This is a genomic window from Streptomyces sp. NC-S4, from assembly GCF_054353315.1.
In genome coordinates, this window is the sequence record NZ_CM135937.1 from 4,783,837 (window position 1) to 4,809,887 (window position 26,051).

Genomic DNA, 26,051 nt, shown 5'->3' on the forward strand with positions numbered 1-26,051 from the left:
CCACCGGCACGGGGACGGCGCGCCGCCGGGACAGCGCATGGACCTGAAGCAGCTCACCACCTTTCACCGGGTCGCGACCCTGCTCAGCTTCACCCGTGCCGCAGCCGACCTGAAGTACGCGCAGTCCAGCGTCACCGCCCAGGTCAAAGGCCTGGAGGCGGCGCTGGGGGTGGAGCTCTTCGAGCGCCTGCGGGGGCGGATCCGGCTGACTCCGGCCGGGGAGAGGCTCGTTCCGTACGCGGAGCGGATCCTGTGCCTGGTCGACGAGGCCCGGGACCGGACCACCGGCCTGGGCGAGCCCTCGGGGGTGCTCACGATCGGCACGATGGAGAGCTTCACCTCCTACCGGATGCCCCCGGTCCTGGAGTACTTCCACCACCGCTACCCGCAGCTCCAGCTGGCGCTGCGGCCGAGCCTGTGCCGGGACACCTGCGAGGCGCTCCGGCAGGGCACCTTCGACCTCGGCTTCCTCATGGAGGCCGAGACCGACCACCCCGGGGTCACGACCGAGATCCTCGGCTCCGAGCCGCTGGTCGCGGTGGCCGCCCCGGACCATGTCCTGGCCGGCGCCCGGAACGTCACCACCAGCGATCTGCGCGCGGTGCCCATCCTGGCGCCGGAGGCGGGCTGCTCGTACGGGGCGATGTTCGAGGCGGAGCTCAACGGCGGCGCCGATCATCCCGTACCGCTGCTGCAGTTCGGCAACATCGAGTCGATCAAGCGCGGGGTCTCGGCCGGTCTCGGCGTCAGTGTGCTGCCCGCGATGGCGGTGGCCGCCGAGATCGAGGCGCGGTCGCTGACCGTGCTGGACTGGAAGGCTCCGTTCGAGGTCTACACCCAGATCGCGTGGCGGTACGGGCGTCACCTCACGCGTGAGATGCGGGTGTTCATCGACTGGATGGTCCGCTTCGCCGAGCAGGACCGGCAGTTGGTCGCCTGCTGAAGGCCGCCCTCATGCGGTTCCGCCGGCACCCGCGGCCCCGCCCGACCCGCCTTCGCGCGGGCGGTCGGGGCCGTGCTCACAGGGCGCCCCGGGCCAGCAGTTCCTCCACTATCCGTACGGCGTCCAGCGCGCCGCCCACCCGGAGGTTGTCGGTGGCCAGCCACAGCCAGAAGTCCTCGGGGGCGGTGGCCGAGACCCGGATGCGCCCCACGTGGAGCCGGTCCGGATCGCCCAGCGCCGCCGGGGCCGGGCCGCCGGGGTCGTGGACCACGACCTCGGGCAGTGCCCGCAGCAGTGCCACCAGTTCGGCACGGTCCACCGCCGAGCGGCACTGCACCCACACCGCCGCGCCGTGCCCGCTGACCATCGGGACCCGGACGCAGGTCGCCGTGACCTCGATACCGGGCAGCCCCAGGACCTTGCGGACCTCGTCGGCCACCTCCCGCTCCTGGAGGGTCGAGCCGTCCTCCAGGACCTCGCCGATGCCGGGCAGCACGTTGAAGGCCAGCGGGGGCGAGAACCGCGCGGAGGGCACCGTGGCCTGCGGGTCCTGCAGGACCGTGCGCGAGCCGTCCTGGAGCTCCTCGATACCGCCGTGCCCGGCGCCCGAGGCGCCCTGGTACGTACTGACGACGATCCGGCGGATCCCCCAGCGGTGCTCCACGTCCCGCAGCACGCGGACCACGGGCACCGCGGCGGCGCCGGGCACCGCGATCACCCCGCCCGCCGGCCGGCGGCCCAGCTCGGCCGCGTTGAGCTGCGGGACGACCAGGGGGGTGCCCGGGGCCATCCGGAAGGCGGAGGTGCTGTCGATGGCCAGGGCGCCCTGGGCCACGGCGACCGGGACCCACTCCCTGCTGACCTGCTCGCCGGCACAGAACAGGGCGGCGTCCACCGTCCCGAACGCGAACCGGGAGAGCTCGGCGACGCGTTGGTCGCGGCCGTCGACGCGGATCGTGCGGCCGGCCGAGCGGGCGGAGGCCACCAGGTGCAGGCGCCGGTACGGCAGGGCGCGGTCCTCGATGAGTTCGAGCAGGGTTCCGCCCACCGCGCCGGTGGCTCCGACGACGGCGAGGCGGGGGGCGGCGGGGTCGTCGACCTGGGGCATGGGCTTCTCGGATCCGCTGTGGGCAGGGAACACCGACGGCCGGTGGCCGTGCGGGCCGTCGGTTCCGGGACATGACCCTGTTCGAGTACGGGCCGGAAGCTCGGCATGGAGTGGTGTGCGCGATCGGCGCCGCTCCCATGGTCCGCGCGTCCGGGGTGCCCGGGAAAGAGCGGGCCGACGGGTATCTCCGATGGCTCCCATCAGCGGGGGCGATCGGCCCGGCGCGGCCCGGGTCCCCGGTGGGAGCGGGGCCGTGACGGCTGACGGCCGCCGGGCCGTCCGGGCATCGGAATGTCCGAACGGGGCCATCGGATCTCCCCGGACAGCGGGCGTTGACCTGCAAGTTGGCTTGCCGAAGGCTGTGGCCGGTCCTGATCGACCGGGGAGATCGACCATCGGGGAACGCGGAGCGCCGGGAGGACGGGCGGCCGGGGTTCCGGACCGGAAACACGCGAAACGGGGAGTTCATGCAGCAGGCCGTGAAGGTCGTCGGAATCGGGGGGTCCTCCCGGCCTGGCTCCACCGCGGAGCTCGGGCTGCGGGTGGTGCTCGCGGAGGCCGCCCGGCTGGGCGCGCAGGTCAGTCTCGTCAGCGGCGCCGACCTCGTCATGCCGCTCTACGACCCGCGCGTGGCGGCCTGCCCGCCCCGGGCGCGCCGGCTCCTCGACGAGGTGGCCTCGGCGGACGGCGTGGTGCTGGCGAGCCCCGCCTACCACGGCACGGTGTCCGGGCTCCTGAAGAACGCCCTGGACTACACCGAGGAGCTGCGCGGCGACTCCCGGCCCTACTTCTCGGAGCGGGCCGTCGGCTGCCTGTCCGTCGGGATGGGCTGGCAGGGTGCGGTGACCACGCTCGCCGCGCTCCGGGACATCGTGCACGCCCTGCGCGGCTGGACCACCCCGCTCGGCGTGGCGATCAACAGCGCGGCGGCCGGGTTCGGCGCGGACGGCGCGTGCTCCGATCCGCACATCCAGCAGCAGCTGACCGCGATGGCCGGCCAGGTCGTCGAGTTCGCGCAGGCGCGCCGGGCCCACCGGGCGCCGCGTGCGGACGAGGTGCACGCCTGATGGGCACCACCGGCGAGGGCCACTGTCCCGGCGAAGGCCACTGTCCCTGCGAAAGCCACTGTCCCGACGGCGGCACGGCCACGACGGCACCGGCGCGTGCCCTCGGCACTGCCGCCGCCGCCCCCACCACCTGGATCCGCTGCTTCCACCCCAAGCCGGCGGCCCGGTACACCCTGGTCTGCTTCCCGCACGCGGGCGGGTCGGCCAGCTACTACTTCGACCTGTCGGCGGCGCTCGACCCGGACATCGAGATGCTGGTCGTCCAGTACCCGGGGCGCGAGAACCGGCTCTTCGAGGAGCCGGCGGGATCGGTGGCGGCGCTGGCGGACGGCATCCACGAGGCGCTGCGCACCCGGCTGCCCAGGCGCCCGGCCTTCTTCGGGCACAGCATGGGCGGGCTCATCGGCTTCGAGGTCGCCCGGCGGCTGGAGTCGGCCGGGGGCACCGCTCCCCACCTCCTCGTCGCCTCGGCCAGTTCGGCACCCTCGGTGCGTACGGACCGGCTGACCTCGGGCGGGTCCGCGTCCGGCGCCGGCTCCGGGGCCGAGCCCGAGCCCGACGACGCCGTGCTGGCCCGGATCATGGGCCTCGGCGGCACGAGCGACGGAGTGCGCCAGGACCCGGAGCTGCTGCAGCTCGTACTTCCCGCCATCCGCGGTGACCTGCGCGCCCTGGCGGAGTACCGGGTCGACGCGGGCGCCGTGGTCGGCTGCCCGGTCACCGTGTTCGTCGCCGACGGCGACCCCGACGTGCCGCTCGCCGAGGCCGGCGCCTGGGGCGCCCACACGACGGCCGACGCCGACGTGCACGTCTTCGAGGGCGACCACTTCTACTTCAGCGGCAATCCGCCGAAATTCCTCGAACTGCTCCAGGACGCCGTGCGTCACTCTCACTCCGGGACACAACTCATATGACGGTCATGGGATTCGTGGAGGAGGAGCTCGCCCAGATGTGGGCGGAGCTCCTCGGGGCCACCGACGTGACGCTCGGCTCGCACTGGCGGGCACTCGGCGGGCGGCCGGAGACGGCGGGCACCCTCGCCGACCGGATCGACGAGGAGCTCGGCGCCCGCGTCGAGCCGGCGGGACTGCTCGACGCGGACACCCTGGAGGGCATGGCCCGCCTGGTGCGCGCCGCCATGGCGGCCGGCAGGGCGGGGGCGGCGCCCTCGGCACCCTCGGCGGCCGGAACGGCGGACCCGCCGGCCGGGACGCGGCCGGAGCGGCCCGCACTGTCCTTCGCCCAGCAGCGGCTCTGGTTCATGCAGCAGATCGACCCCGACACCACGCTCTACAACGTGCCGACGGTGCTGCGGCTGCGCGGCGCCCTGGACCACGGCCGGCTCGGCCGGGCGCTGACCGCGCTCGTGGCCCGGCACGAGGTGCTGCGCACCACCTACCAGGAGTCGTCCGGGGTCCCCCACCAGGCCGTCGCCGTCGCCCCCGGGGAGTTCCCGCTCCCCACCACCGACCTGTCCGCCGCGGCGGAACCCGCGGCCGAGGCGGCGCGCATCGCCGCCGAGGCCGGCGCGTACGTCTTCGACCTCGCCGCCGACCTGCCGCTGCGGGCCCATCTGCTGCGACTCGGCGCCGAGGACCACCACCTGGTGGTGACGTTCCACCACATCGCCATCGACGGCTGGTCCGTCGAGATCTTCTTCCGCGAACTGGGCGAGCTGTACGGCGACCCGGTCGCGGGCGCCGGCGACACGCCCGCGCTGCAGTACGCCGACTACGCCGTCCGGCAGCGCGAGCGGCTCCGGGGCGACACCCTGGACGCCCTGACCGCCCACTGGCGGGCGGTGCTCGGCGACGACCCGCAGGCCCTCGCCGTGCCCACCGACCACCCCCGGCCCCGTCACCGGTCCTTCCGCGGCGCGGTCGTCACCCGCGAACTCGGGCCGGAACTGACTTCCCGTCTGCGGGAGTTCGGCCGGGCGGAGCGCGGAACGCTCAACATGACGCTGCTCGCCGCCTTCCAGGCGCTGCTCGCGGGCTGGTCCGGGACCGAGGACGTCACCGTGGGCATCCCGGTCGCCGGCCGCACCCGGCCCGAGCTCCAGGAGCTCCTCGGCTGCCTCATCAACATGGTTCCGGTCCGTGTCGGCCTCGGCGGGGACCCGGCCTTCCGGGGGCTGCTCGCCCGGACCCGCACCGCGCTGCTCGACGCGTCCGCGCAGCAGGAACTGCCCTTCGACAAGCTGGTCGAGGCCCTGGTGTCGCGGCGCAGCAGGGACTTCCTGCCGGTGTTCCGGGTGATGTTCAGCTTCCTCAAGGAGCAGTCGGACCCGGTCTTCGCCGGGCTGGAGCACTGTTCCCTCGACCTCACGGGCCCGCAGGACACCGCGAAGTACGACCTCAGCCTGTACGCGCAGGAGAGCGGTGCCGGGGTCGCGCTGACCCTCGAATACGACACCGACCTGTTCGGGCCCGAGACCCCGGCCGCGCTGCTGGCCGCCTACGAGCAGACGCTCCACGACGCAATCACCTTCCCGGACGGGCCCGTGCTGGATCTCCCAGCGGTCCGCTTCCGGGTGTCCGCCGCCGAGAGGAACACGCACCGTGACCGCTGACCCACTGGCCGCCCCGGCAACGGGCACCATCGACGCCCGGTTCGCCCGGCAGGCGTCGGTCCTGGGCGACGCGATCGCCGTGACCGGCACCGACGGCCGGCTGACCTACCGCGAGCTCGACCGGTCCGCCAACCGCCTCGCCCACCACCTGCGCTCGCTCGGCGTCGGCCCCGAATTGCCCGTCGCCGTCTGCATGGAGCGCACCACCGCCCTGGTGACGGCGCTGCTCGCGGTGCTCAAGGCGGGCGGCGCGTACGTGCCGCTCGACCCGGCGAGCCCCGACGAGCGGATCGCCTTCACCCTCGCCGACGCCGGAGCCGCCGTCCTGGTCACCGACCGGGACGGGCGGGGCCTGCCCGCCGCGCACACCGTCGTGACCGGCCCCGGCGGCACCGACCTGAGCGGGCACCCGGACACCGCGCCCGAGGACGCGGGCACCGGCCCGGCGAGCCTCGCGTACGTCATCTACACCAGCGGCTCGACCGGCACCCCCAAGGGCGTCATGATCGAGCACCGCAACGTGACGGGCCTGCTCGACGGCACGCAGGGCCACTTCGGCTTCGGCCCCGACGACGTCTGGTCGATGTTCGCCTCCGCCGCCTTCGACGTGTCGGTGTGGGAGATGTGGGGCGCGCTGCTGCACGGCGGCCGGCTCGTCGTCGTACCGGAGGAGACCCGGCGCTCGCCGGAGGAGTTCCACGCGCTGCTGCACCGCGAGCGGGTGACCGTCCTCAACCAGACCCCGGCCGCGTTCCGGCAGCTGGTGCGGTACGAGGAGGAGCAGCCGCCCGGCACCGGACCGGCCGCCCTGGACGCGCTGCGCCTGGTGGTCTTCGCGGGCGAGGCGCTGCCGCCCGAGATGCTGCGGCCGTGGATCGCCCGGCACGGCGACGCGCGGCCCGAGCTCGTCAACATGTACGGGATCACCGAGACCACCGTGCACTCCACCTACCGCCGGATGACCTCGGCCGACCTCGACGCCGGGGCCGGCTCCATGATCGGCGGCGCCTTCGAGGGCTGGACGATGCGGGTCGCCGGCGCGGACGGCGCCCCGGCGGCCGACGGCGAGGCAGGCGAGCTGTTCGTCGGCGGCGCCGGAGTGGCCCGGGGCTACCTGGGCCGGCCCTCCCTGACCGCCGAGCGCTTCCTGCCCGACCCGGACGCGGCCGAGCCCGGCGCCCGGCGCTACCGCTCGGGCGACAGCGCCCGGCGCGGCTCGGACGGCGACCACGAGTACCTCGGCCGGCTCGACCACCAGGTCAAGGTGCGCGGTTACCGCATCGAGCTCGGCGAGATCGAGAACGCCCTGACCCGCCACCCCGACGTCCGGGACTGCGTGGTGACCGTCGACGAGGACTCGGTGGGCGAGCCGCGCCTGGTCGCGTACTGGGTGTCCGCGGGCGCGGAACTCAGCGACAGCACCAGCGAGTTGCGCGAGCACCTGGGGCGCACCCTGCCCGCGTACATGCTGCCGAACGTCTTCGTGCCGCTGGAGCGGCTGCCGCTGACCCTCAACGGCAAGGTCGACCGGCGGGCCCTGCCCGCGCCCGAGGCCGTACGCCCCGACCTGGGCGCCGGCTTCGAGGCCGCCGGCACCCCGGTGGAGAAGGCCCTCGCGGAGATCTGGGCCGACGTGCTCTCGGTCGACCGCGTCGGCCTCGACGACGACTTCTTCGACCTCGGCGGGCACTCGATGCTCGCGACCCAGGCCGTGGCCCGTGCGAAGGAGCAGTTCGGCGTCGCCGTGACGCTGCGGATCTTCTTCGACCTGCCCACGGTCCGGGAACTCGCGGCGGCCCTGGAAGAGCTGCTCGCCGCACAGTCCACAACCAACCCGCACGGGGAGAACGCATGACGTACGAAGCGGATCTGCCGCTGCCCGAGCAGTCCGTGGCCATCATCGGGATGAGCGGCCGCTTCCCCGGTGCCGGCGATGTCGACGCCCTGTGGCGCATGGTGGCGGCGGGCGAGGAGGGACGCACCGACTACTCCGACGAGCAGCTCGCCGAGGCGGGCGTGTCCGAGCGGCTGCTCGCCGACCCTGCCTACGTGAAGTCGGGCTTCCCCGTCGAGGGGTTCGACCGGTTCGACGCCGAGTTCTTCGGCGTGACCCGCTCCGAGGCCGAACTGATGGACCCGCAGCACCGGTTGCTGCTGGAGACCGCCTGGCAGGCCCTGGAGCGGGCCGGCTACCCGGCGGGCTCCTTCGACGGCCGCACCGGCGTCTTCGCCGGCACCTCGGGCAGCGGCTACCTGCGCGAGCGGATCGCCGACGCCGGCACCGACGGCCGGATCTCCGACGAGATCCAGGTCGCGATCGGCAACGACCCCGGCATGCTGGCGCTGCGCGTCTCCTACAAGCTCGGCCTGACCGGCCCCAGCTTCACCGTGCAGAGCGCCTGCTCCTCCTCGCTGGTCGGCGTGCACCTCGCCGTGCAGTCGCTGCTCGCCCGCGAATCCGACATGGCCCTCGCGGGCGGCGTCGCGGTGCGCGAGTTCGAGCCGCGCGGCTACCGCTACGAGGAGGGCGCGATCCTCTCGACCGACGGCCACTGCCGCCCGTTCGACGCGGACGCCTCCGGCACGGTCTCCGGCGACGGCGTCGCCCTCGTCGTCCTCAAGCGCCTGGAGGACGCCGTCGCCGACGGCGACCACATCCACGCGGTGATCCGCGGCTCGGCCGTCAACAACGACGGCGCCGCGAAGATCGGCTTCACCGCGCCGTCCCCGCACGGCCAGGCCGAGGTCATCGCCGAGGCGCTGGCCGTCGCGGGAGTCGAGCCCGGCACCGTCCAGTACGTCGAGGCGCACGGCACCGCCACCCCGCTCGGCGACCCCATCGAGGTGCAGGCGCTCACCGAGGCGTTCGGTCCCGACGCGGCCGCCGGCTCCGTCCACCTCGGCTCGGTGAAGTCCAACATCGGCCACCTCGACGCGGCCGCCGGCGTGGCCGGCCTGATCAAGGCCGCGCTCGCCCTGGAGCACCGTTTCATCCCGCCGACCGCGCACTTCCGCGCCCCCAACCCGCGGCTCGCCCTCGACAAGGGCCCCTTCGTGGTCTCCGGCGAGGGCACCCCCTGGCCGCGGACGGCGACCCCGCCGCGCGCCGGGGTGAGCGCCTTCGGCATCGGCGGCACCAACGCGCACGTCGTGCTGGAGGCGGCCCCCGCCGTCGCCGCGCAGCCCGCCGCGGACGGCGACTGGCAGGTCCTGCCCCTGTCGGCCCGTACCCCCGAGGCCCTCGACGCCGCCGCGGAGCGCCTCGCGGACGCGCTCACCGGCAGCGGTGCGGCCCTCGCCGACGCCGCCCACACCCTCCAGTCGGGCCGCGCCGAACTCCCCTACCGCCGCGCCGTGGTGGCCGACAGCCCGGAGGGCGCCGCCGCCGCGCTGCGCCAGGACCGTCCCGCCGTGGCCGCCGGGCAGGGCGACGGGTCGCCCGAGGTCGTGTTCCTCTTCCCCGGCCAGGGCGCCCAGTACCCGGGCATGGGCGCGGACCTCTACCGCACCGAGCCCGTCTTCCGCGCGGCCCTCGACCGGTGCGCCGAGCTCCTGCTGCCCCAACTCGGCTGGGACGTAAGGGACGTGGCCTTCGCCGCCGACGGCGAGGAGACCCGCGAGCGGCTGCGGCAGACCCTCTACACCCAGCCCACCGTCTTCTCCGTCGACTACGCCACCGCGCAGCTCCTGCTCTCCTGGGGCGTCCAGCCGTCCGCCATGACCGGCCACAGCCTGGGCGAGTACGTATCGGCCTGCCTGGCCGGGGTGTTCGGCCTGGAGGACATCCTGCGCGTGGTCGCCCGCCGCGCCCAGCTGATGCAGGACCTCGCGCCCGGCCGGATGTTGTCGGTGCTCCTCGACGAGGAGGCGCTCACCCGGGCCCTCGACGGCGCGTCCACCGCGACGATCGCCGCGGTCAACGCGCCCGGCTCCTGCGTGGTCGCCGGCACGCCCGAGGAGGTCGACGGGGCCCGCCGGATCCTGGAGGCCCGGGGCGTCTCCGTCCGCGAGCTGGAGACCTCGCACGCCTTCCACACCGCGCTGGTCGAATCGGCCCTGCCCGCCCTGGAGGAGGTGCTGCGCTCGGTCACGCTCCACGCGCCGAAGATCCCCTTCCTGTCCAACGTCACCGGCACCTGGATCACCGACGAGCAGGCCACCGACCCGGCGTACTGGGTCGCGCACACCCGCCGGCCCGTCCGGTTCTCCGACGGCGTCGCCGCCCTCGCCCAGCGCGGCCCCGTCGTGTTCGTCGAGGCCGGTCCCGGCAGCCAGCTCGGCGGGCTCGTCAAGGCCCACCCGGAGCCGGGCCCCGTCGTCACCCTGCTGCGCAAGCCGCGGGCCGGTGCCGGGGCGCCCGCCGAGAACCGCGCGGTCCGCGAGGGCCTGGCCGAGCTGTGGCGCCACGGCGTCGGCGTCGACTGGAGCGCCCTGCACGAGGGCGGCGGGCGCCGCCGCGTGCCGCTGCCCGCCTACCCGTTCCGGGGCCGCAGCTTCCTGCTGCCCAAGGCGGCCGGGGCCACGAGCGTGCGCACCGACAGCTCGCGCTGGACGTACGCGCCGGTCTGGCACCGCACGCCGCCGGCCGCCGCCCCGGAGCCGGCCGGACCGGACGGACCGGCCACCTGGCTGGTGCTGGCCGACGACCGCGGACTGACCGACGAACTGGCCGCCGGCCTGCGCGGGCGCGGCGAGCGCGTCACCACCGTGCGCAGGGCGACGGCGTACGCCCGCACCTCCGAGCACGGCTTCGACGCCGACCCGGCGGACGCCGGACACCTGGCCCGCGTCCTGGCGGAGCTGCGCCAGGACGGGTCGGTCCCGGACCGGATCGTGCACGCCTGGGCCGTCACCGGGCAGGACGGCCCGGCTCCGGCCACGGCCGCCGACCGCTACGCCGACGGCGTGGCCACGGGCTTCCACAGCCTGGTCGCGCTGGCCCAGGCCCTCGGCGAGAGCGGCACCGACACCCCGGTGCGCGTCGACGTCCTCACCGACCGGCTGCAGGACGCGCACGGCTCGGACGTGACCCGCCCCGAGCGGGCCGCCCTGTACGGGGCGGTCACCGTCCTGCCTCAGGAGTACACCTGGCTGACGTGCCGGAGCATCGACGTGCTGCCCCCGGCGGACGACGCCGCGCGGACGCGCCTCATCCGGCAGCTGACCGCCGAACTGGCCGGTCCCGGCACCGAGACCCTCGTCGCCTACCGGGGCGCCCAGCGGCTGTGCCGGGCCTTCGCACCGGTCGAGCCGGCGGCCGTCCCCGTCGAGCGGGCCTGGCGGGCCGACGCCGGCTACCTGGTCACCGGCGTCTCCGGCGAGGCAGGGCTGAGCTTCGCCGAGCAGCTCGCCGGGGCGGGCGCCCGCCTGGTGCTCGTCGGGGACCCGCGGTTCCCGGCCGAGAGCGAGTGGGCCGCGCTGCCCGCGGGGGCCGAACGGGACCGCGCCGAGCGGATCGCCGCGCTGCGCGCCGCCCGTCCGGGCGCCGTCACCTACCGGGCGGCCGACCTGGCCGACCCGGAGCAGGCCCGGGCGCTCGTCGAGGAGGCCCGCTCCGTACTGGGCGCCGTCGACGGCGTACTGCACTGCGCGGACGCCCGCGGCACCGGACTCGTCGCGCTCAAGTCGCGGGACGACTTCGAGGCCGTACTGGGGGCGCGGGTGCGCTCCACGCTGCTCCTCGAAGAGCTGCTCGCCGACGACGACCTGGACTTCTTCCTGTCGGGTTCGGCCACCACCGGCATCGTCGGCGGCTTCGGCCAGGCCGACAACTGCGCGGCCGCCGCCTTCCTGGACGCCTTCGCCGCCGCGGGCTCCGCCCGGGGCCGCAACACCGTCACCCTCGACTGGTCGCAGTGGGAGTGGGACGACTGGTTCGAGCTGCAGATGGCCGGACTGCCCGAGGTGCGCGAACTGTACGAGCGGCTGCGCCTGAGCCAGGGCATCCCCGTCGCCGACGGCCTCGCGCTGGCCCGTGCCGCGCTCTTCGCCGGCCTGCCCCAGCTGGTCGTGTCCCGGGCCGACTTCCAGGACGTCCTGGCCGACCAGCAGGGCATGACCGCGGCCTCCTTCACCAGTGCGCTCGGCAGCGGCCGGGGCGAGGCCGGCGACTGGGACCCCGCCACGGTGTGGCCGGACGACGAGCTGGCCCAGTCGGTGGCCCGGGTGTGGCAGGAGATGCTCGGCGCCTCCCCGATCGGCCCCGACGACGACTTCTACGACCTGGGCGGGAATTCGCTGTTCGCCATCCAGATCGTGGGCCGGCTGCGCCAGGCGCACGGTGACTTCCCGATGAGCGCCGTCTTCGAGGCGCCGACCGTACCGGGGCTCGCGGCGGCGATCCGCGCCCACCAGGCCGAGTCCATCGGTCTGGACGAGTTCGAGGCGATGCTGCGCGAGGTCGAAGCCCTCTCCGCCGCCGAGGCCGAGCAGAAGCTGAAGGGTGAGCGCTGACCATGGCTGACGAGAAGACGACCACCGACGCCGAGGCGGCGCAGGCCCGCATGCTCCAGGAGCGGCTCGCCTCGCTCAGCCCGGACCAGCGCGAGGTCCTGCTGCGCGCGATGCGCGAGCGCGGCCTGAAGGCGCCCGCCACCGTGGACGCGGGGGAGAAGGCCGGCGGCCGGCAGGCCGCCGCGCCGCGCCGCACCCGGCGCCCGGGCAGCACCATGGAGTTCAGCCTGTTCTTCTTCTCCGGCGACGGCACCGCCGCCGGCCCGGGGAAGTACGACCTCCTCATGGAGAGCGCCCGCATCGCCGACGCCAACGGCTTCGCCGGGATCTGGGTGCCCGAGCGGCACTTCGTGGACTTCGGCGGGCTCTACCCCAACCCGTCGGTCCTGGCCGCGGCCATCGCCGTGCAGACGCAGTCGATCCAGATCCGGGCGGGCAGCTGCGTCCTGCCGCTGCACCACCCGGTGCGGGTGGCCGAGGAATGGGCGGTCGTCGACAACCTGTCCGGCGGGCGGGCGGCGATCTCCGCGGCCTCCGGCTGGCACCCCGACGACTTCCTCCTGGCCCCCGGCGACGGGCAGCAGCGCTACCCGCGCCGCAAGGAGGAGATGTTCGAGGCGATCGGGACGATCCAGCGGCTGTGGGCCGGGGAGAGCGTCGAACTGCCGCGCGCCGACGGCTCGCTCCAGTCGGTGCGCACCCTGCCGCGCCCCATCCAGCCCGAGCTCCCGGTGTGGGTGTCGGCGCAGGGCAGCCCCGAGACGTTCGTCAAGGCCGGTGAGGCCGGCGCGTACCTGCTGACCGGTCTCGTCGCCCAGCGGCCCGCCGACCTCAAGGACAAGATCGCCGCCTACCGCGAGGCGCTCGTCGGGGCCGGGCACGACCCGTCCCGCGCCAAGGTCACCGCGATGGTCCACACGTACCTGGACTCCGACGACGAGAGCGCCCGGGAGACCGTGCGCGAGCCGCTGACCGGCTACCTCAAGACCTTCCTCGCGCAGCAGGACAGCTTCGGCAGCGAGTACTCCAAGCTCTCCGAGGCCGAGCGCGACGTGATGCTGAACGCCACCTTCGAGCGGTACTTCGACACGCTCGCGCTGCTCGGCACGCCCGACAAGTGCGAGTCCCTCATCGAGGACCTGGTCGACATCGGCGTGGACGAGGTGGCCTGCCTGGTCGACTTCGGCCTCGCGCCGGGCCGGGTCGTGAAGGGCCTGGAACACCTCACCGAACTCAAGAACCGGTACCGGGCCGCCGAGGCCGCCGCCGAAGGAGAGCAGTCGTGACCGAACTCGCCAGCCGGCTGGCCGGGCTCACCCCGGCCCAGCGGGCCCTCCTGGACCAGAAGATGCGCGAGCGCGCGCAGACGCCCGCGACGGCCGGCCCCATCCCCCGGCGCACGGGCGGTGACCGGGTGCCGCTCACGGTGGACCAGGAGCGCATCTGGCTCATCCACCAGTTCGACGCCGAAGACCCCCTCTACAACGTGTACTTCGCCTCGAAGCTGCACGGCGAGCTGGACCGGGACGCCCTCCAGCGCGCCACCGACGCCTTCGTGGACCGCCACGAGGCGATGCGCACCACCTTCGAGCAGGACGGCCACACCCCCGTCCAGGTCGTCCACCCGGCCATGGAGGTGCCGGTCCGCCACGTCGACCTGCGCTCCGTACCCGAGGAGCGGCGCGATGCGGAGCTGACGCGCCTGGCCACCGAGGAGATGCGCGCCCCCTTCGACCTGGTCGAGGGGCCGCTGCTGCGCATCGCGGTGCTGCGGGTCGCCGACGACCAGCACGTGCTCGTCGGCACCGTCGACCACCTGGTCTGGGACCGCGGCTCGATGGGCATCTTCAACGCCGAGTTCGCCGAGTTCTACACGGCGTTCGCGACGGGCCGGGAGCCCGAGCTGCCGCCCGTCGAGGTGCACTACGCGGACTACTCCGAGTGGCAGCCGCAGTGGCTGCGCGAGGAGGTCCGGCACAAGCACCTGCCGTACTGGAAGAAGCAGCTCGAAGGCGCCGAACTGGTTCTGGAGCTGCCCACCGACCGGCCGCGCCCGCCGGTCATGACCTCCAACGGCGCCCGCTACCAGTTCCCGCTCACCCCGGAGCTGACCCGGGCGATCCGCGACCTCGCCAAGCGCGAGGACGTCACGATCAACATCGTGCTGCTGGCCGCGTGGAAGACGCTGCTGCACCGGCTCACCGGCCAGCAGGACGTCGTCGTCGGCACCACCTCGTCGACCCGCGGCAGGCCCGAGACCGAGCCGATGATCGGCTACTTCCTCACGATGCTGCCGCTGCGCACCACGGTCTCGCCCGCGATGACGGTGCGCGAGCTGCTCCGGGCGACCCGCTCCACCATGCTGGGCGCCTTCGACCACTTCGACATCCCGTTCGGCACCCTGCTGGACGAGCTAGACATCCCCCGCGACCCCAGCCGCACCCCGATCTACCAGGCCTCCTTCATCCTGGTCGACTTCGTCCACGAGGACCCGCCGCCGATGGCCGGGCTGCGCGTCGAGGAGCTGATGCTCGACAACGCCACCGCCAAGGACGACGTGTTCCTCGGGTTCCTCGACGACCCGCAGCTCGCCGCCGACCACCTGCACGGCCTGTTCGAGTACAACACCGACCTGTTCGACGAGAGCACGATGGCGCGGATGGCCCGCCAGGTCGTGCGCCTCCTGGAGCAGATGACCGAGGACGCGGGACGCACCGTCGAGGACCTGTCCCTGGTCGACGCCGCCGAGGCGCACACCCTGCTCGTCGAGTGGAACAGCACCGAGGCCGAGCGCGAGCCGGGCCTCGGCCTGGACGACCTGGTGCGCCGCCGGGCCGCCGCCACCCCCGACGCGGTCGCCGTCTCCTGCGGCGACGAGCGGCTGACGTACGGCGAACTCCTGGAGCGCTCCGGCCGGCTGGCGTCCCACCTCCAGGCGCGGGGCGTCGTCCCCGAGACCGTCGTCGGCGTCTGCCTGGACCGCTCGGTGGACCTCGTCGTCGCCCTGCTCGGCGTGCTCATGTCGGGCGGCGCCTACCTCCCGCTCGACGCCGCCTACCCGGCGCAGCGCCTCGCCGACATGACCGGCGACGCCGGCACCGGCTTCCTGCTCACCCGGGACGGGCTGCTCGGCGCGCTCGCCGACTGCCCCGGCGAGCGCGTCCTCCTGGACGGCGACGCCGAGGCGATCGCCGCCGCGCCCGCGGTCCCGGCGAAGCCAGCCGCCGGCGAGGACCGGCTCGCGTACGTCATCTTCACCTCCGGCTCCACCGGCCGTCCCAAGGGCGTCGAGGTGACCCACCGCAACCTGGTCAACCTGCTCCTCGCGATGGCCCGCGAGACCGGGCTCGCCCCCGGCGACACGCTCGCCGCCGTCACCCCCGTCACCTTCGACATCGCGGGCCTGGAGCTGTACGCCCCGCTGATCAGCGGGGCCCGGGTGCACGTCGTCACCAAGGAGCAGGCCGTCGACGGACGGCGGCTCGCCGAGCTGCTCGCCGAGACCGGCGCGACCGTCATGCAGGCCACCCCCGCCACCTGGCACCTGCTGGTGGAAGCGGGCTGGCACAACGACGGCTCGCTGCGCGTCCTGGTCGGCGGCGAGGCCCTGCCGCCCGCCCTGGCCGAGCAGCTGGTCCGCGGGCCCGGCCGCACCTGGAACGTGTACGGCCCCACCGAGACCACCATCTGGTCCACCTTCCAGCGCCTGGACAGCGGCACCGAGCAGATCTCCATCGGCCGGCCGCTCGACAACACCCAGGTGTACGTCCTGGACGAGCGGTTCGCCCCGGTCCCCGTCGGCATGCCCGGTGACCTGTACCTGGGCGGCACCGGCGTCGCCCGCGGCTACCGCGGCCGGCCCGGCCTGACCGCCGAGCGGTTCGTGCCCGACCCGTTCAGCGGCCGCCCCGGCGCCCGCCTCTACTTCACCGGCGACAAGGCGCGGCTGCGCGAGGACGGCACGCTCGTCTTCCTCGGCCGCGACGACGGCCAGGTCAAGCTGCGCGGCTTCCGCATCGAGCTGGGCGAGATCGAGGCCCGGCTGGAGGAGCACCCGGCGGTGCGCCGCGCGGTCGCCCTGGTCCGCGAGGACCGCCCCGGCGACAAGCGGCTCACCGGGTACGTGGAGTCCGCCGACGAGGCGCTGACCGCCGAGGAGCTGCGCGAGCACCTGCGCGGCTTCCTGCCCGACTACATGGTCCCCGCGGCGATCGTCCGCCTGGAGACCTTCCCGCTGAACACCAGTGGCAAGATCGACCGCCGGGCGCTGCCCGCCCCCGCCGCCGAGCGGGACGCGGCGAGCTACGTGCCGCCGCGCGACGCCGTCGAGCTGGAGGTCGCGCACATCTGGGAGGAGGTCCTCGGGGTCTCCCCGATCGGCCTGCACGACCGGTTCTTCGACCTGGGCGGCCACTCGCTGCTCGTGCTGCGCCTGATGGCGGAGATCGAGAAGCGGTTCGGGCAGCAGCTCCCGATGGCGGCGATCTTCCGGGGCGCCACCGTCGAGCGGTTCGCCCGGATGCTGCGCGAGGGCTACCAGGACGAGACCGGGGTGCACCTGGTCGAGCTCGGCTCCGGAGACGGCACCGGCTCCCCGGTGTTCTTCGCCCACCCGGCCGGCAGCGAGGTCGTCTGCTACATGCCGTTCGCCGCGCTCGTCGAGCCCGCCGGGCGCCCGCTGTACGCGCTGGCCTCGCCGCCGCCGGTCGACGGCGAGCTGCCGTTCACCGGCTTCGGCGACCGCGCCGCCCAGTACGCCGCGCTGATCCGCGAGACCCAGCCCGAGGGTCCCTACACGGTGGCCGGCTGGTGCTACGGCGGTGCCAACGCCTTCGCCGTCGCGGGGGAGCTGGAGAAGAGCGGCGCCGAGGTGTCGGTGGTCATGATGGACGCGCACGCGCCCGCCGTGGTGCCGGCCGGCTCCGAGCCGGACCCGGCCGAGATCGTCGAGGCCATCGCCGCCAACCTGCAGTGGGACTACGGACGGCGCCTGAGGCCGCTCGCCGAACTGCAGACCATGGACGAGGACGAGCACCTCGACTACCTGCTCGGCATCGCCCGCGAGTGCGACTACCTGCCGCCGGACGCCGGCCGCGAGCAGATCCGCGACATCTACGAGCTGTGGGTCGCCAACCTGCGCCTCGTGTGGAACTTCCGGCCCGCCCCCGTCAAGGGCAAGGTCACGCTGATCCGCGCCGACGAGGAGGAGTGGGACCTCGCGACCTCCTGGAACGAGCTGACCGGGCAGCACTTCGACGTCCGCACGGTCGGCGGCAACCACTACACGATGATGCGCCACCCCCACATCGAGGGCGTCGCCGAAGTCCTCAACGAGGTACTGAACGGCGCTGCCGGGAACGGCGGGGGAGACCATGCTTGAGCTGCTGAAGGACCGGACCTACATCCGGTACTGGCTGGCCGTCGTCGCCTCCTTCCTCGGTGACGCCATCACGAAGATCACCCTGATCTACGTGGTGGCCACCGAGACCGACGACCCGGTCCTGTACGTGTCCCTGGTCGTCATCGCGCAGCTGCTGCCCTTCGGCGTGCTCGGCGCGTTCGTGGGACCGCTGGCCGACCGGCTGCCGGCCCGGCTGCTCATGGTCGGCTCGGACCTGGTCCGCGTCGTCCTGGTGCTCGCGATGATCGTCGTACGCGACTCGCCGCTGCTGCTGCTCGTGCTCATCCTGCTCAGCGGCATCGCCAAGGCCTTCTTCGAGACGGCCCGCATCACCGCGATCCCGCTGATCGTGCGCGGGCACAGCATCCCCACGGCCGTCGCCCTCTTCCAGTCCACCAACCACACCCTCAACCTGGTGGGCCCGGCGCTCGGCGGGCTGCTCATCGCCTTCGGCAGCGTGACCGCGGTCTTCGTGCTCGACGCCGCGACGTTCGTGTTCTCGGCGGTGCTGCTCGCCAGCATGGCGGTGCTGCGGGAGGTGCCCGTGCGGGGCGCCGACAGCGGCCGCGAGGGGTACTGGCAGTCGCTGCGCACCGGCATCTCCGGTGTGCTCGCCGTGCCCTCGCTGCGCTTCCTGGCGATCGTCATGGTCCCGGTGATGCTGGTCCTCGGCCTGTTCACCACCAACCTCAACTCCCAGCTCCTGAGCGTCTTCGAGCTGCCCGCCTTCGAGTACGGACTGGCCCAGGCCGCCTTCGGCGCGGGCTGCGTGATCGGCGCGCTCACCGGACCGCCGCTGGTGCGCCGGTTCTCCGACCGGGGGCTGCTCATCGGATCGATCGTGCTCTTCGGCGCCTCCCTGCTGCTGCTCGCCCCCACGGGCACCGCATGGGAGGCCACCGACCAGGGCGCACTCGGTCTGACGGTCGTCCTGCTCTGGTGCGTCCTGGCCGGCCTCGGCTCGGGGCTCTTCCAGGTGCCGGTCGCCAACACGCTGCTGAGCGACCTGCCCGAGGAGCTGCGCGGCCGCGGTGTCGGCCTGCTCAACGCCCTGATGGTCAACTTCACCGTCCTCGGCGTGGTCGTCGGCGGCCTGCTCGCCGGGCTCGTCGGCATCGCCGAGTCCATCGTGGTGGCCGGTGCCGTCCTGGTCGTCGCCGCCCTCGTCCTGCTCGTCCCCCGGCCGCGCGGCGGCCGCGGCGACGAGGCGGGCACCCCGGAACCGGAGGCCGTCGCATGAGCACGCTTCCCCTGCCCGTCCTTCCCCTGACCCCCGCCCAGCGCAGGCTGTGGGCCCTCGGCCAGCTCCGGCCCGGCGACCCGTTCTTCAGCATTCCCTTCGCCGTCACCATCGAGGGCCCGCTCGACGCCGACGCCCTGCGGCACGCCCTGGACACCCTCGTCCGGCGGCACGACGCGCTGCGCGTGCGCATCGTGCGGGACGCCGGCGGCGAGCCCGTACAGGAGATCGGCGCGCCCGGCCCGTTCGCCCTCGACCGGGTCGAGGTGACGCGCGAGGAGGCCGCCGCCCGCGCGGACGCCTTCGCCCGCACCCCCTTCGACCTCGACGGCGGGCCGCTGCTGCGGACCGAGCTGCTGCGGCTGTCCGAGGCGCACCACCAGCTCCTCGTCGGCGTCCACCACATCGTGTTCGACGGGGCCTCGCTGGAGCTGTTCACCGCCGAACTCGTCACCCTGTACGGGGCGTTCGCGGACGGCCTCGCCGACCCGCTGCCCCGTCCCGCCGTCGGGTACGGGCAGTTCCTCGCCACGCGCACCACGCTGGACGAGGAGGCCGCGCCCGAACGGCTCGCCTACTGGACGCAGCGCCTGGCCGGCGCCCCCGCACTCCTCGAACTGCCGCTCTCCGGGCCCCGCCGGGCGCGTGCCGGGCACACCGGGGCCCGGGTCACCACCGTCGTTCCCGAGCCGGTCGTGGAGCCGCTGCGGCGCCTGGCCCGCAGCAGGCGCGCCAGCCTGTTCATGGTCCTCAAGGCCGCCGTGGACGTGGTGCTCAGCCAGTACGGCGGGACCGACGTGCTGACCGGCATGGCCGTTTCCGGCCGCGACACCACCGAGAGCGCCGGCGTCATCGGCTACCTCACCCGGCCCGTCGTCCTGCGCGGCGAGCTCGCCGACGACCCGGAGTTCACCGACCTGATCGGCCGGGTGCGCGGGGACCTCCTCGACGCCCTCGACCACCCCGACCTGCTCGTCGACGAGGTCATGGACCGGCTCGGACTCGCCCGCGACCCGAGCTACCACCCGCTCTACCAGGTCATGTACACGCACGCCCCGGCCGCGCCCGTCCACGAGGCGGCCGGCGCCCGGTTCGGCGCGGCCGAGCTGCGCCTGCCCACCATGAAGACCGATCTGGCGATCGACACCGTGGAGACCGAGGACGGCCTGCTGGCCCTCGCGGACTACCGCGCCGACCTCTTCGACGAGGCCACCGCCCGGCTGCTGCTCGACCGGCTGGTCACCGTCCTGGAGCGGATCGGCGCGGACCCGGAGTCCCGGGTCTCGGCGCTGCTGCACACCGGGGCCCCGGCTCCGGTGGCGGCGCACGAGGGCGAGGACGAGAGCACCCTGCACGGGCTGGTCGCCGAGCAGATCGCCCGCACCCCCGACGCGGTCGCCGTGGCCGCTGGGGCGCGCACCTGGACGTACCGCGAACTCGACCGCGCGGCGGACCGGGTGGCGGCGCGCCTGCGGGCGCTCGGGGCCGGCCCCGAGACCCCCGTCGGGGTGTGCGTCCCGAAGTCCTTCGCGCTGGCCGCGGCCCAGCTCGGCGTGGTCCGGGCGGGCGCCACGTGCGTACCGCTCGACCCGGAACTGCCCGCCTTCCTGCTGCGGCTCGCCGTGGACGACGCGGGGCTGCGGACGGTCCTCGCCGACACCTACTCCGGTGCGCTGTTCGACCACACCCAGGTCACCGTGCTCGACCCGGAGGACGCCGCCGACGAGGACGCGACCGACGAGGACGCGGCGGCGCCCGCGGCCGCGGAGATCACCGCGCGCGGCGCCGCCTGGGTGCTGCGCACGGCCGGTGTCACCGGCGAGCCGCGCGCGGTCGTCGCCGAGCACCGCAACCTGGTGTCCCGGCTGCGCTGGGCCCACCGCGAGCTGCCCGGGGCCGCCTTCGACGCGGTCGCCCTGCTCGCGGCCCCGGACTCGCCGGCCGCGTTCCTGGAGCTGTTCGGACCGCTGACCCGGGGCGGCCGCGCGGTCGTCCCCGCCGGCGGCGACGCGGCCACCGTGCTCGCGGCCCCGGCCGAGCTCGCGGGGCTGCTCACGAGCGGCGCGCGGATCCCCGTACTCACCACGGGCGAGCCGCTGTTCCCCGCCGTCCTCGCGGCCGCGGTGGCCGCCGGCGCCGCCGACGTGCACCAGCTGTACACGTGCGCCGAGACGGCCGGTCCCGCGCTCGGGGGCCCGGCGCGGTCCCCGGAGGGAGAGGACCACGGCCCCCTGCCGCTGGGGCCGGCGGCCGGCGCGGCGGCGTACGTCCTGGACGCGCGCGGCGCGATCGCGGCCACCGGCGCGATCGGCGAGCTGCACATCGGCGGCCCTGCCGTCACCCGCGGCTACCTGGACCGGGCGCGCGCCACCGCCGAGCGCTTCGTGCCCGACCCGTACGGCGGGGAGCCCGGCGCCCGCCTGTTCGCCACCGGCGACCTGGCCCGGCTGCTCCCCGACGGGCGGATCGTCCTCGCCGGCCGGGCCGCCGACCACACCCTGGTGCGGGGCGTCCGCGTGGCCGCCCTCGACGTCGAGGCCGCGCTGCTCGCGCACCCCGATGTCCTGCGGGCGCAGGTCCTGACCGACCCGGCGGACGGCTCCCTCGCGGCGGCCGTGGCGGCCCGGCCGGGCACGGCCCCGACCGCCGAAGCCCTCCGTACCCACCTGCGGGACCTGCTGCCCGGCCACCTGCTGCCCGCCCAGCTGCACCTGACCGCCCGGCTTCCGCTGCTGCCGGGCGGCCGCCCCGACCGGGAGGCCGTCGCCAAGCTCCTCGCCGAGGCGGCCGCCGCCGAGGCCGCGCAGCCGGCCGACGGGGACGGCGCGCAGCCGGCGAGCGACACCGAACGGACCGTCGCCGCGGCCTGGGAGCAGGTGCTGGGCCGCACCGTCGCGGCGTCGGAGAACTTCTTCGACGCCGGAGGCAACTCGCTGCTCCTGATCCGGCTGCGCGACCGGCTGCGTACCGCACTGGACCGCGAGGTCGACGTGGTGGACCTGTTCCGGCACTCCACCGTCCGGGCCATGGCCGCGTTCCTGGGCGGCGCCCCCGCCACGGACGCCCCGTCGGCCGCCGGGGGGCGCGGAGCGAGCCGGGCCCAGGCCCGCGCCGAGGCCATGCGCGCCCGCGGCCGCACCCGCCAGACCAGCACACCGATACCGAGGAAGCGATGAACGACCGGCAACAGCGCACGCTCTACCAGTGGTTCGAGGAATCGGCCCTGCGTCACCCCGGCCTGCCCGCCCTGGAGATCGGCGACGAGGTACTGACCTACGGCGAGGTGCGCGCGCTCGCGCTCACCCTCGCCGACCGCATCGCCGCCAAGCACGGCTCGCTGCCCGCCCGGGTGGCGCTCGCCGCGACCCGCTCGGTCGCCGCGTACGCCGGCTACCTGGCGATCCAGCGGCTCGGCGCGGCCGTCGTCCCGCTCAACCCCGACTACCCCGCACAGCGCAACCTCGACATCGCCCAGCGGGCCGGCGTCGAGGTGGCCCTGGTGGACACCCGGTCCGCCGGCCTGTTCACCCGGCTGCCCGAGCGCCACCGGCCCACCGTCCTCGGCCTCGACGAGGACGAGCGGGTGTCCCCGGCCGCGGCCGGCGTGCTGGAGCAGTCGCTGCCGCCGGTCCCGGACGACCCGGACCGCGAGGCGTACCTGATGTTCACGTCCGGTTCCACCGGCCAGCCCAAGGGCGTGCCGATCCGGCACCGGAACACCTCGCTGTTCATCGAGCACAACATCGGGCGCTACGAGATGGCGCCGGGCGCCCGGCTCACGCAGACCTTCGGCCTGACCTTCGACGCGAGCGTCATCGACCTGTTCGCCACCTGGGGCGGCGGGGCCACGCTGGTGGTGCCGCTCGTCGCCGACCTCTACCGGCCGGTCGACTTCATCGTCGAGCGCGAGCTCACCCACTGGTTCTCGGTGCCCTCGGTGATCCGGGAGGCCCAGCGGCTCGGGAACCTGCCGCTGGGCCGTGCCGTGAACCTGCGGCACAGCATGTTCGGCGCCGAGCCGGTCACCGCGCAGCACGCCGAACTCTGGCGCGCGGTCGCCCCGAACGCCGTGATCCACAACGTGTACGGGCCGACCGAGCTGACCGTGTGCTGCACCAACCACGCGCTGTACGGACCGGCCGAGGACTGGCCGGAGTTCTCCAACGGCACCGTGCCGATCGGCGTCCCGTTCCCCGGCAACGAGATGGTGCTGCTGGACGGGGACGGCCTGGCGGCCGACGAGGGCGAGCTGTGCGTGCGCGGCGCGCAGCGCTTCGGCGGCTACCTCGACCCGCGCGAGAACGCCGGACGGTTCGTGTCCTACGAGCCCGGCGCCGGCCCCGCCGAGGGCTACGACGGCAGCACCGCGCTGACCGACCGCCACTGGTACCGCACCGGCGACCGGGTCCGGCGCGAGAACGGGCTCTACGTGCACTGGGGCCGCCTCGACCAGCAGGTCAAGGTACGCGGCTTCCGCATCGAGCTCGGCGAGGTGGAGGCGGCCGTGCACCGCCACCCGCACGTCATCGACGCCGCGGTGCTCGCCCTGCCCGGCCCGGACGGCGAGACCGAGCTGGTCGGCGCCTACGCGGGCCGCGAGGTGGACCCCGAGCGCTTCGACGCCTGGCTGCGCGAGCTGCTGCCGCTGCACATGGTGCCCGCCTCGCTCATCCACCTGCCGGGCGGGCTGCCGCTCAACGACAACGGAAAGACGGACCGCAAGGCACTGGCGCGGATCCTCGACACGACGGAGGGGTCATGACCGACGCGCTGGAGTACTGGCGAACCGAACTGGCGGACCTGGAACCGCTGGAGCCGGCCACCGACCGGCCGCGCCCCTCGGCGCGCACCGGCGCCCTGGGCCACCTCACCCGCACCGTCCCGGCGGGCACCGCGCAGGCACTGGACAAGGCGGCCGCCGAGTACGGCGCCCCGCTGTCCGCCCTGCTGCTCGCCGCCTACCAGGTGCTGCTCGGCCGGTGGACCCGCCGGCGCGACCTCGCGGTGGGCGTCGCGGGCCCCGACGGCGCCCTGGCCGTCGTCCGCGCCGACCTGGCCGCGGGCCCGGCCTTCGCCGAGTTCGTGGCGCGGACCGATGCCGCGCTGACCCGCGGCCGGGCCGCCGCGCTGCCCCCGGCCCGCCTCGCCGCCGCGTCCGGACCCGGCGCCGACGGCCACCACCCGGTGTTCCAGGCCCTGTTCACGGACGGGCCGGCCTACCGGGCCGAGGGCGTCTGCCCGCCCGACCTCACCCTGGCGCTCGACCCCGCCCCCGGCCGGGACGGCCTCGGCCTGCGCGTCGAATTCGCCGCCGAGCTGTTCGACGCGGCGAGCGCGGAGCGGCTCACCGACGGCTACCTCACCCTGCTCACCGCGATCGCCGAGACCCCCGGCATCGCACTGGACGAGCTCGACCCGCTCGGCGCCGCCGAGCGCGAGCTGCTGCTCACCGGCCGGGGCCGCGGCCGCGCCGCGTTCCCAGGGGCGGACGCCGACGTGGCCGCTCTGGTCGCCGAGCAGGCCCGGCGCGTCCCCGACGCCGTCGCGGTCGTCTTCGGCGCCGAGGAGGTCGGCTACCGGGAGCTCGACGCCCGCGCCGACCGCCTCGCCCACCACCTGCGCGGCCTCGGCGCGGGCCCCGACGTGCCCGTCGCCGTCTGTCTGGAGCGCGGCCCCGAACTGATCGTGGCGCTGCTCGCGGTGCTCCGGTCGGGCGCGGCCTACGTGCCGCTCGACCCCCAGCACCCGGTCGACCGCCTGGAGTTCGTCCTGCGGGACACGGCCGCACCGGTGGTCGTCACCCAGGAGTCGCTGCGCGGCCGGCTGTCCGGCGACGGCGCGGCGCCGCGCACCCTCGTCGCGGTCGACACCGACGCCGCGGCGATCGCCGCCGCCCCCGTCGTGGAGGCGGCGGCCGCCGCCGGGCCCGGGCACCTCGCCTACGTCCTCTACACCTCCGGCTCCACGGGCACCCCCAAGGGCGTCGCCGTCACCCGGGGCGGCTTCCACAACCTGCTGTGCGGCATGCGGGAGACCTTCCCGGCGCCGGCGAACGAGCGGGTCCTGTTCACCACCTCGGCCACCTTCGACATCGCGGGCGTCGAGGTGTTCCTGCCACTGATCACCGGCGGCCGGATCATCGGCGCGTACCAGGACCAGATCCACAACCCGCCCGCCCTCGTCGGGCTGATCGACCGGCACGCCGTCACCCTCGTACAGGCCACGCCGTCCGCGCTGCGCCCGCTCCTGGACGCCCTCGGCGACCGGCCGCGCGCCCTGGAGATCTTCGCCGCCGGGGAGGCCCTGCCCGCCGGACTGGCCGCGCGGATGCTGCGCGCCGGCACCAGGGTCCTCAACGGCTACGGCCCGACGGAGACCACCGTCTACGCCTCCGTCGCCGAGCTCACCGGCGCCGCCGGCGCCGTCCCCATCGGCCGCCCCACCGCCGGCACCGAGCTGTACGTCGTCGACGACGCGGACCGTCCGGTCCCCGTCGGCGTACCCGGCGAACTGCTCATCGGCGGGGCCGGCGTGGCCCGCGGCTACCTCGGCCGCGAGGACCTGACCGCCGAGCGCTTCACCCGCAACCCGTTCGCCGCGGGCCGGGTCTACCGCACCGGCGACCTGGTGCGCTGGCTGCCGGGCGGCGACCTGGAGTTCCTCGGCCGCCTCGACCACCAGGTCAAGGTCCGCGGGTTCCGCATCGAACTCGGCGAGATCGAGGCCGCGCTGCTGGCCCACGAGGACGTCGGCGCCTGCGTCGTCACGGTCCGCGAGGACGTGCCCGGTGAGAAGACGCTCGTCGCGTACGTCGTCCCGCCGTCCGGCCGCCCGGCGCCCGGCATCGGCGCGCTGCGCGACTGGTGCGGCCGCACCCTGCCCGGCTACATGGTGCCCGGTACGTACGTCTTCCTGGACCGGATGCCGCTGACCACCAGCGGCAAGACCGACCGCAGGGCGCTGCCCGCGCCGGACGGCGAACGCACCGGCCTGGAGGCCGAGTTCATCGCTCCCCGCACCCCGGCCGAGCGGGCCGTGGCCCGGGCGTGGGCCGAGACCCTGTACGCCGACGAGGTCGGCGCCGAGGACGACTTCTTCGACCTGGGCGGCGACTCGCTGACCGCGACCCGGGTGGCGCTGCGGCTCCAGGAGGAATTCGGCCTGGACATCCCCGTGCGCACCCTGTTCACCCACTCGACCGTCGAGTCGCTCGCGGGGGCCCTGACCGTCGCCCGCCGCACCGGCGCGTTCCCGGCCGGAGGCTGAC

Annotated in this window: 13 protein-coding genes; 12 read left to right on the forward strand and 1 reads right to left on the reverse strand. The window is 74.8% G+C overall.

Annotated features, from left to right (window positions below):
- The first annotated feature begins 37 nt into the window (after positions 1 to 37).
- Entirely contained in the window at positions 38 to 943 is a 906-nt protein-coding gene (locus ACXNSR_RS21490) for a LysR family transcriptional regulator (RefSeq protein WP_458637158.1), read from the forward strand.
- A 76-nt stretch (positions 944 to 1,019) separates the two neighbouring features.
- Here ACXNSR_RS21490 and ACXNSR_RS21495 read toward each other — a convergent pair whose 3' ends face one another.
- The gene (locus tag ACXNSR_RS21495) at positions 1,020 to 2,051 is read right to left on the reverse strand and encodes an aspartate-semialdehyde dehydrogenase (protein WP_458637159.1); all 1,032 of its coding nucleotides are present in this window, start codon (positions 2,049 to 2,051) and stop codon (positions 1,020 to 1,022) included.
- Between the two features lie 467 nt (positions 2,052 to 2,518).
- On the opposite strand from ACXNSR_RS21495, the gene ACXNSR_RS21500 reads away from it, so the two are divergent.
- The 11 genes from ACXNSR_RS21500 to ACXNSR_RS21550 are packed head-to-tail and all read left to right on the forward strand — an operon-like array spanning position 2,519 to position 26,050.
- The gene (locus tag ACXNSR_RS21500; protein ID WP_458637160.1) at positions 2,519 to 3,118 is read left to right on the forward strand and encodes an NADPH-dependent FMN reductase; all 600 of its coding nucleotides are present in this window, start codon (positions 2,519 to 2,521) and stop codon (positions 3,116 to 3,118) included.
- Entirely contained in the window at positions 3,118 to 4,032 is a 915-nt protein-coding gene (locus ACXNSR_RS21505; RefSeq protein ID WP_458637161.1) for a thioesterase II family protein, read from the forward strand. Before ACXNSR_RS21500 ends, ACXNSR_RS21505 begins: the two co-directional genes overlap by 1 nt.
- A 5-nt stretch (positions 4,033 to 4,037) precedes the next feature.
- Positions 4,038 to 5,690, forward strand: coding sequence for a condensation domain-containing protein (locus tag ACXNSR_RS21510; RefSeq protein ID WP_458637162.1), 1,653 nt, complete (start codon positions 4,038 to 4,040; stop codon positions 5,688 to 5,690).
- On the forward strand, positions 5,680 to 7,545 hold the full coding sequence (locus ACXNSR_RS21515) for an amino acid adenylation domain-containing protein (RefSeq protein ID WP_458637163.1): 1,866 nt from the start codon (positions 5,680 to 5,682) through the stop codon (positions 7,543 to 7,545). Before ACXNSR_RS21510 ends, ACXNSR_RS21515 begins: the two co-directional genes overlap by 11 nt.
- Positions 7,542 to 12,143, forward strand: coding sequence for a type I polyketide synthase (locus ACXNSR_RS21520; protein ID WP_458637164.1), 4,602 nt, complete (start codon positions 7,542 to 7,544; stop codon positions 12,141 to 12,143). The genes ACXNSR_RS21515 and ACXNSR_RS21520 overlap by 4 nt, the downstream gene beginning before the upstream one ends.
- Before the next feature lie 2 nt (positions 12,144 to 12,145).
- On the forward strand, positions 12,146 to 13,429 hold the full coding sequence (locus ACXNSR_RS21525; RefSeq protein WP_458637165.1) for a MupA/Atu3671 family FMN-dependent luciferase-like monooxygenase: 1,284 nt from the start codon (positions 12,146 to 12,148) through the stop codon (positions 13,427 to 13,429).
- Positions 13,426 to 17,523, forward strand: a complete 4,098-nt coding sequence (locus tag ACXNSR_RS21530; RefSeq protein ID WP_458637166.1) for a non-ribosomal peptide synthetase — start codon at positions 13,426 to 13,428, stop codon at positions 17,521 to 17,523. The genes ACXNSR_RS21525 and ACXNSR_RS21530 overlap by 4 nt, the downstream gene beginning before the upstream one ends.
- Positions 17,516 to 18,784, forward strand: coding sequence for an MFS transporter (locus ACXNSR_RS21535; protein WP_458637167.1), 1,269 nt, complete (start codon positions 17,516 to 17,518; stop codon positions 18,782 to 18,784). Before ACXNSR_RS21530 ends, ACXNSR_RS21535 begins: the two co-directional genes overlap by 8 nt.
- Positions 18,781 to 21,960 (forward strand): condensation domain-containing protein, encoded by a 3,180-nt coding sequence (locus ACXNSR_RS21540; protein ID WP_458637168.1) that lies wholly within the window; start codon positions 18,781 to 18,783, stop codon positions 21,958 to 21,960. Before ACXNSR_RS21535 ends, ACXNSR_RS21540 begins: the two co-directional genes overlap by 4 nt.
- Positions 21,957 to 23,546 (forward strand): AMP-binding protein, encoded by a 1,590-nt coding sequence (locus ACXNSR_RS21545; RefSeq protein ID WP_458637169.1) that lies wholly within the window; start codon positions 21,957 to 21,959, stop codon positions 23,544 to 23,546. Before ACXNSR_RS21540 ends, ACXNSR_RS21545 begins: the two co-directional genes overlap by 4 nt.
- On the forward strand, positions 23,543 to 26,050 hold the full coding sequence (locus tag ACXNSR_RS21550) for a non-ribosomal peptide synthetase (protein WP_458637170.1): 2,508 nt from the start codon (positions 23,543 to 23,545) through the stop codon (positions 26,048 to 26,050). Before ACXNSR_RS21545 ends, ACXNSR_RS21550 begins: the two co-directional genes overlap by 4 nt.
- Position 26,051 lies beyond the last annotated feature (1 nt).

Excerpts from the sequence above, each read along its gene's own strand:
- ACXNSR_RS21520 (WP_458637164.1), top strand. The coding sequence starts at position 7,542 with ATGACGTACGAAGCGGATCTGCCGCTGCCCGAGCAGTCCGTGGCCATC.
- ACXNSR_RS21540 (WP_458637168.1), top strand. The coding sequence starts at position 18,781 with ATGAGCACGCTTCCCCTGCCCGTCCTTCCCCTGACCCCCGCCCAGCGC.
- ACXNSR_RS21550 (WP_458637170.1), top strand. The coding sequence starts at position 23,543 with ATGACCGACGCGCTGGAGTACTGGCGAACCGAACTGGCGGACCTGGAA.
- ACXNSR_RS21510 (WP_458637162.1), top strand. The coding sequence starts at position 4,038 with ATGGGATTCGTGGAGGAGGAGCTCGCCCAGATGTGGGCGGAGCTCCTC.
- ACXNSR_RS21495 (WP_458637159.1), bottom strand. The coding sequence starts at position 2,051 with ATGCCCCAGGTCGACGACCCCGCCGCCCCCCGCCTCGCCGTCGTCGGA.
- ACXNSR_RS21545 (WP_458637169.1), top strand. The coding sequence starts at position 21,957 with ATGAACGACCGGCAACAGCGCACGCTCTACCAGTGGTTCGAGGAATCG.
- ACXNSR_RS21535 (WP_458637167.1), top strand. The coding sequence starts at position 17,516 with ATGCTTGAGCTGCTGAAGGACCGGACCTACATCCGGTACTGGCTGGCC.
- ACXNSR_RS21525 (WP_458637165.1), top strand. The coding sequence starts at position 12,146 with ATGGCTGACGAGAAGACGACCACCGACGCCGAGGCGGCGCAGGCCCGC.
- ACXNSR_RS21500 (WP_458637160.1), top strand. The coding sequence starts at position 2,519 with ATGCAGCAGGCCGTGAAGGTCGTCGGAATCGGGGGGTCCTCCCGGCCT.
- ACXNSR_RS21490 (WP_458637158.1), top strand. The coding sequence starts at position 38 with ATGGACCTGAAGCAGCTCACCACCTTTCACCGGGTCGCGACCCTGCTC.
- ACXNSR_RS21505 (WP_458637161.1), top strand. The coding sequence starts at position 3,118 with ATGGGCACCACCGGCGAGGGCCACTGTCCCGGCGAAGGCCACTGTCCC.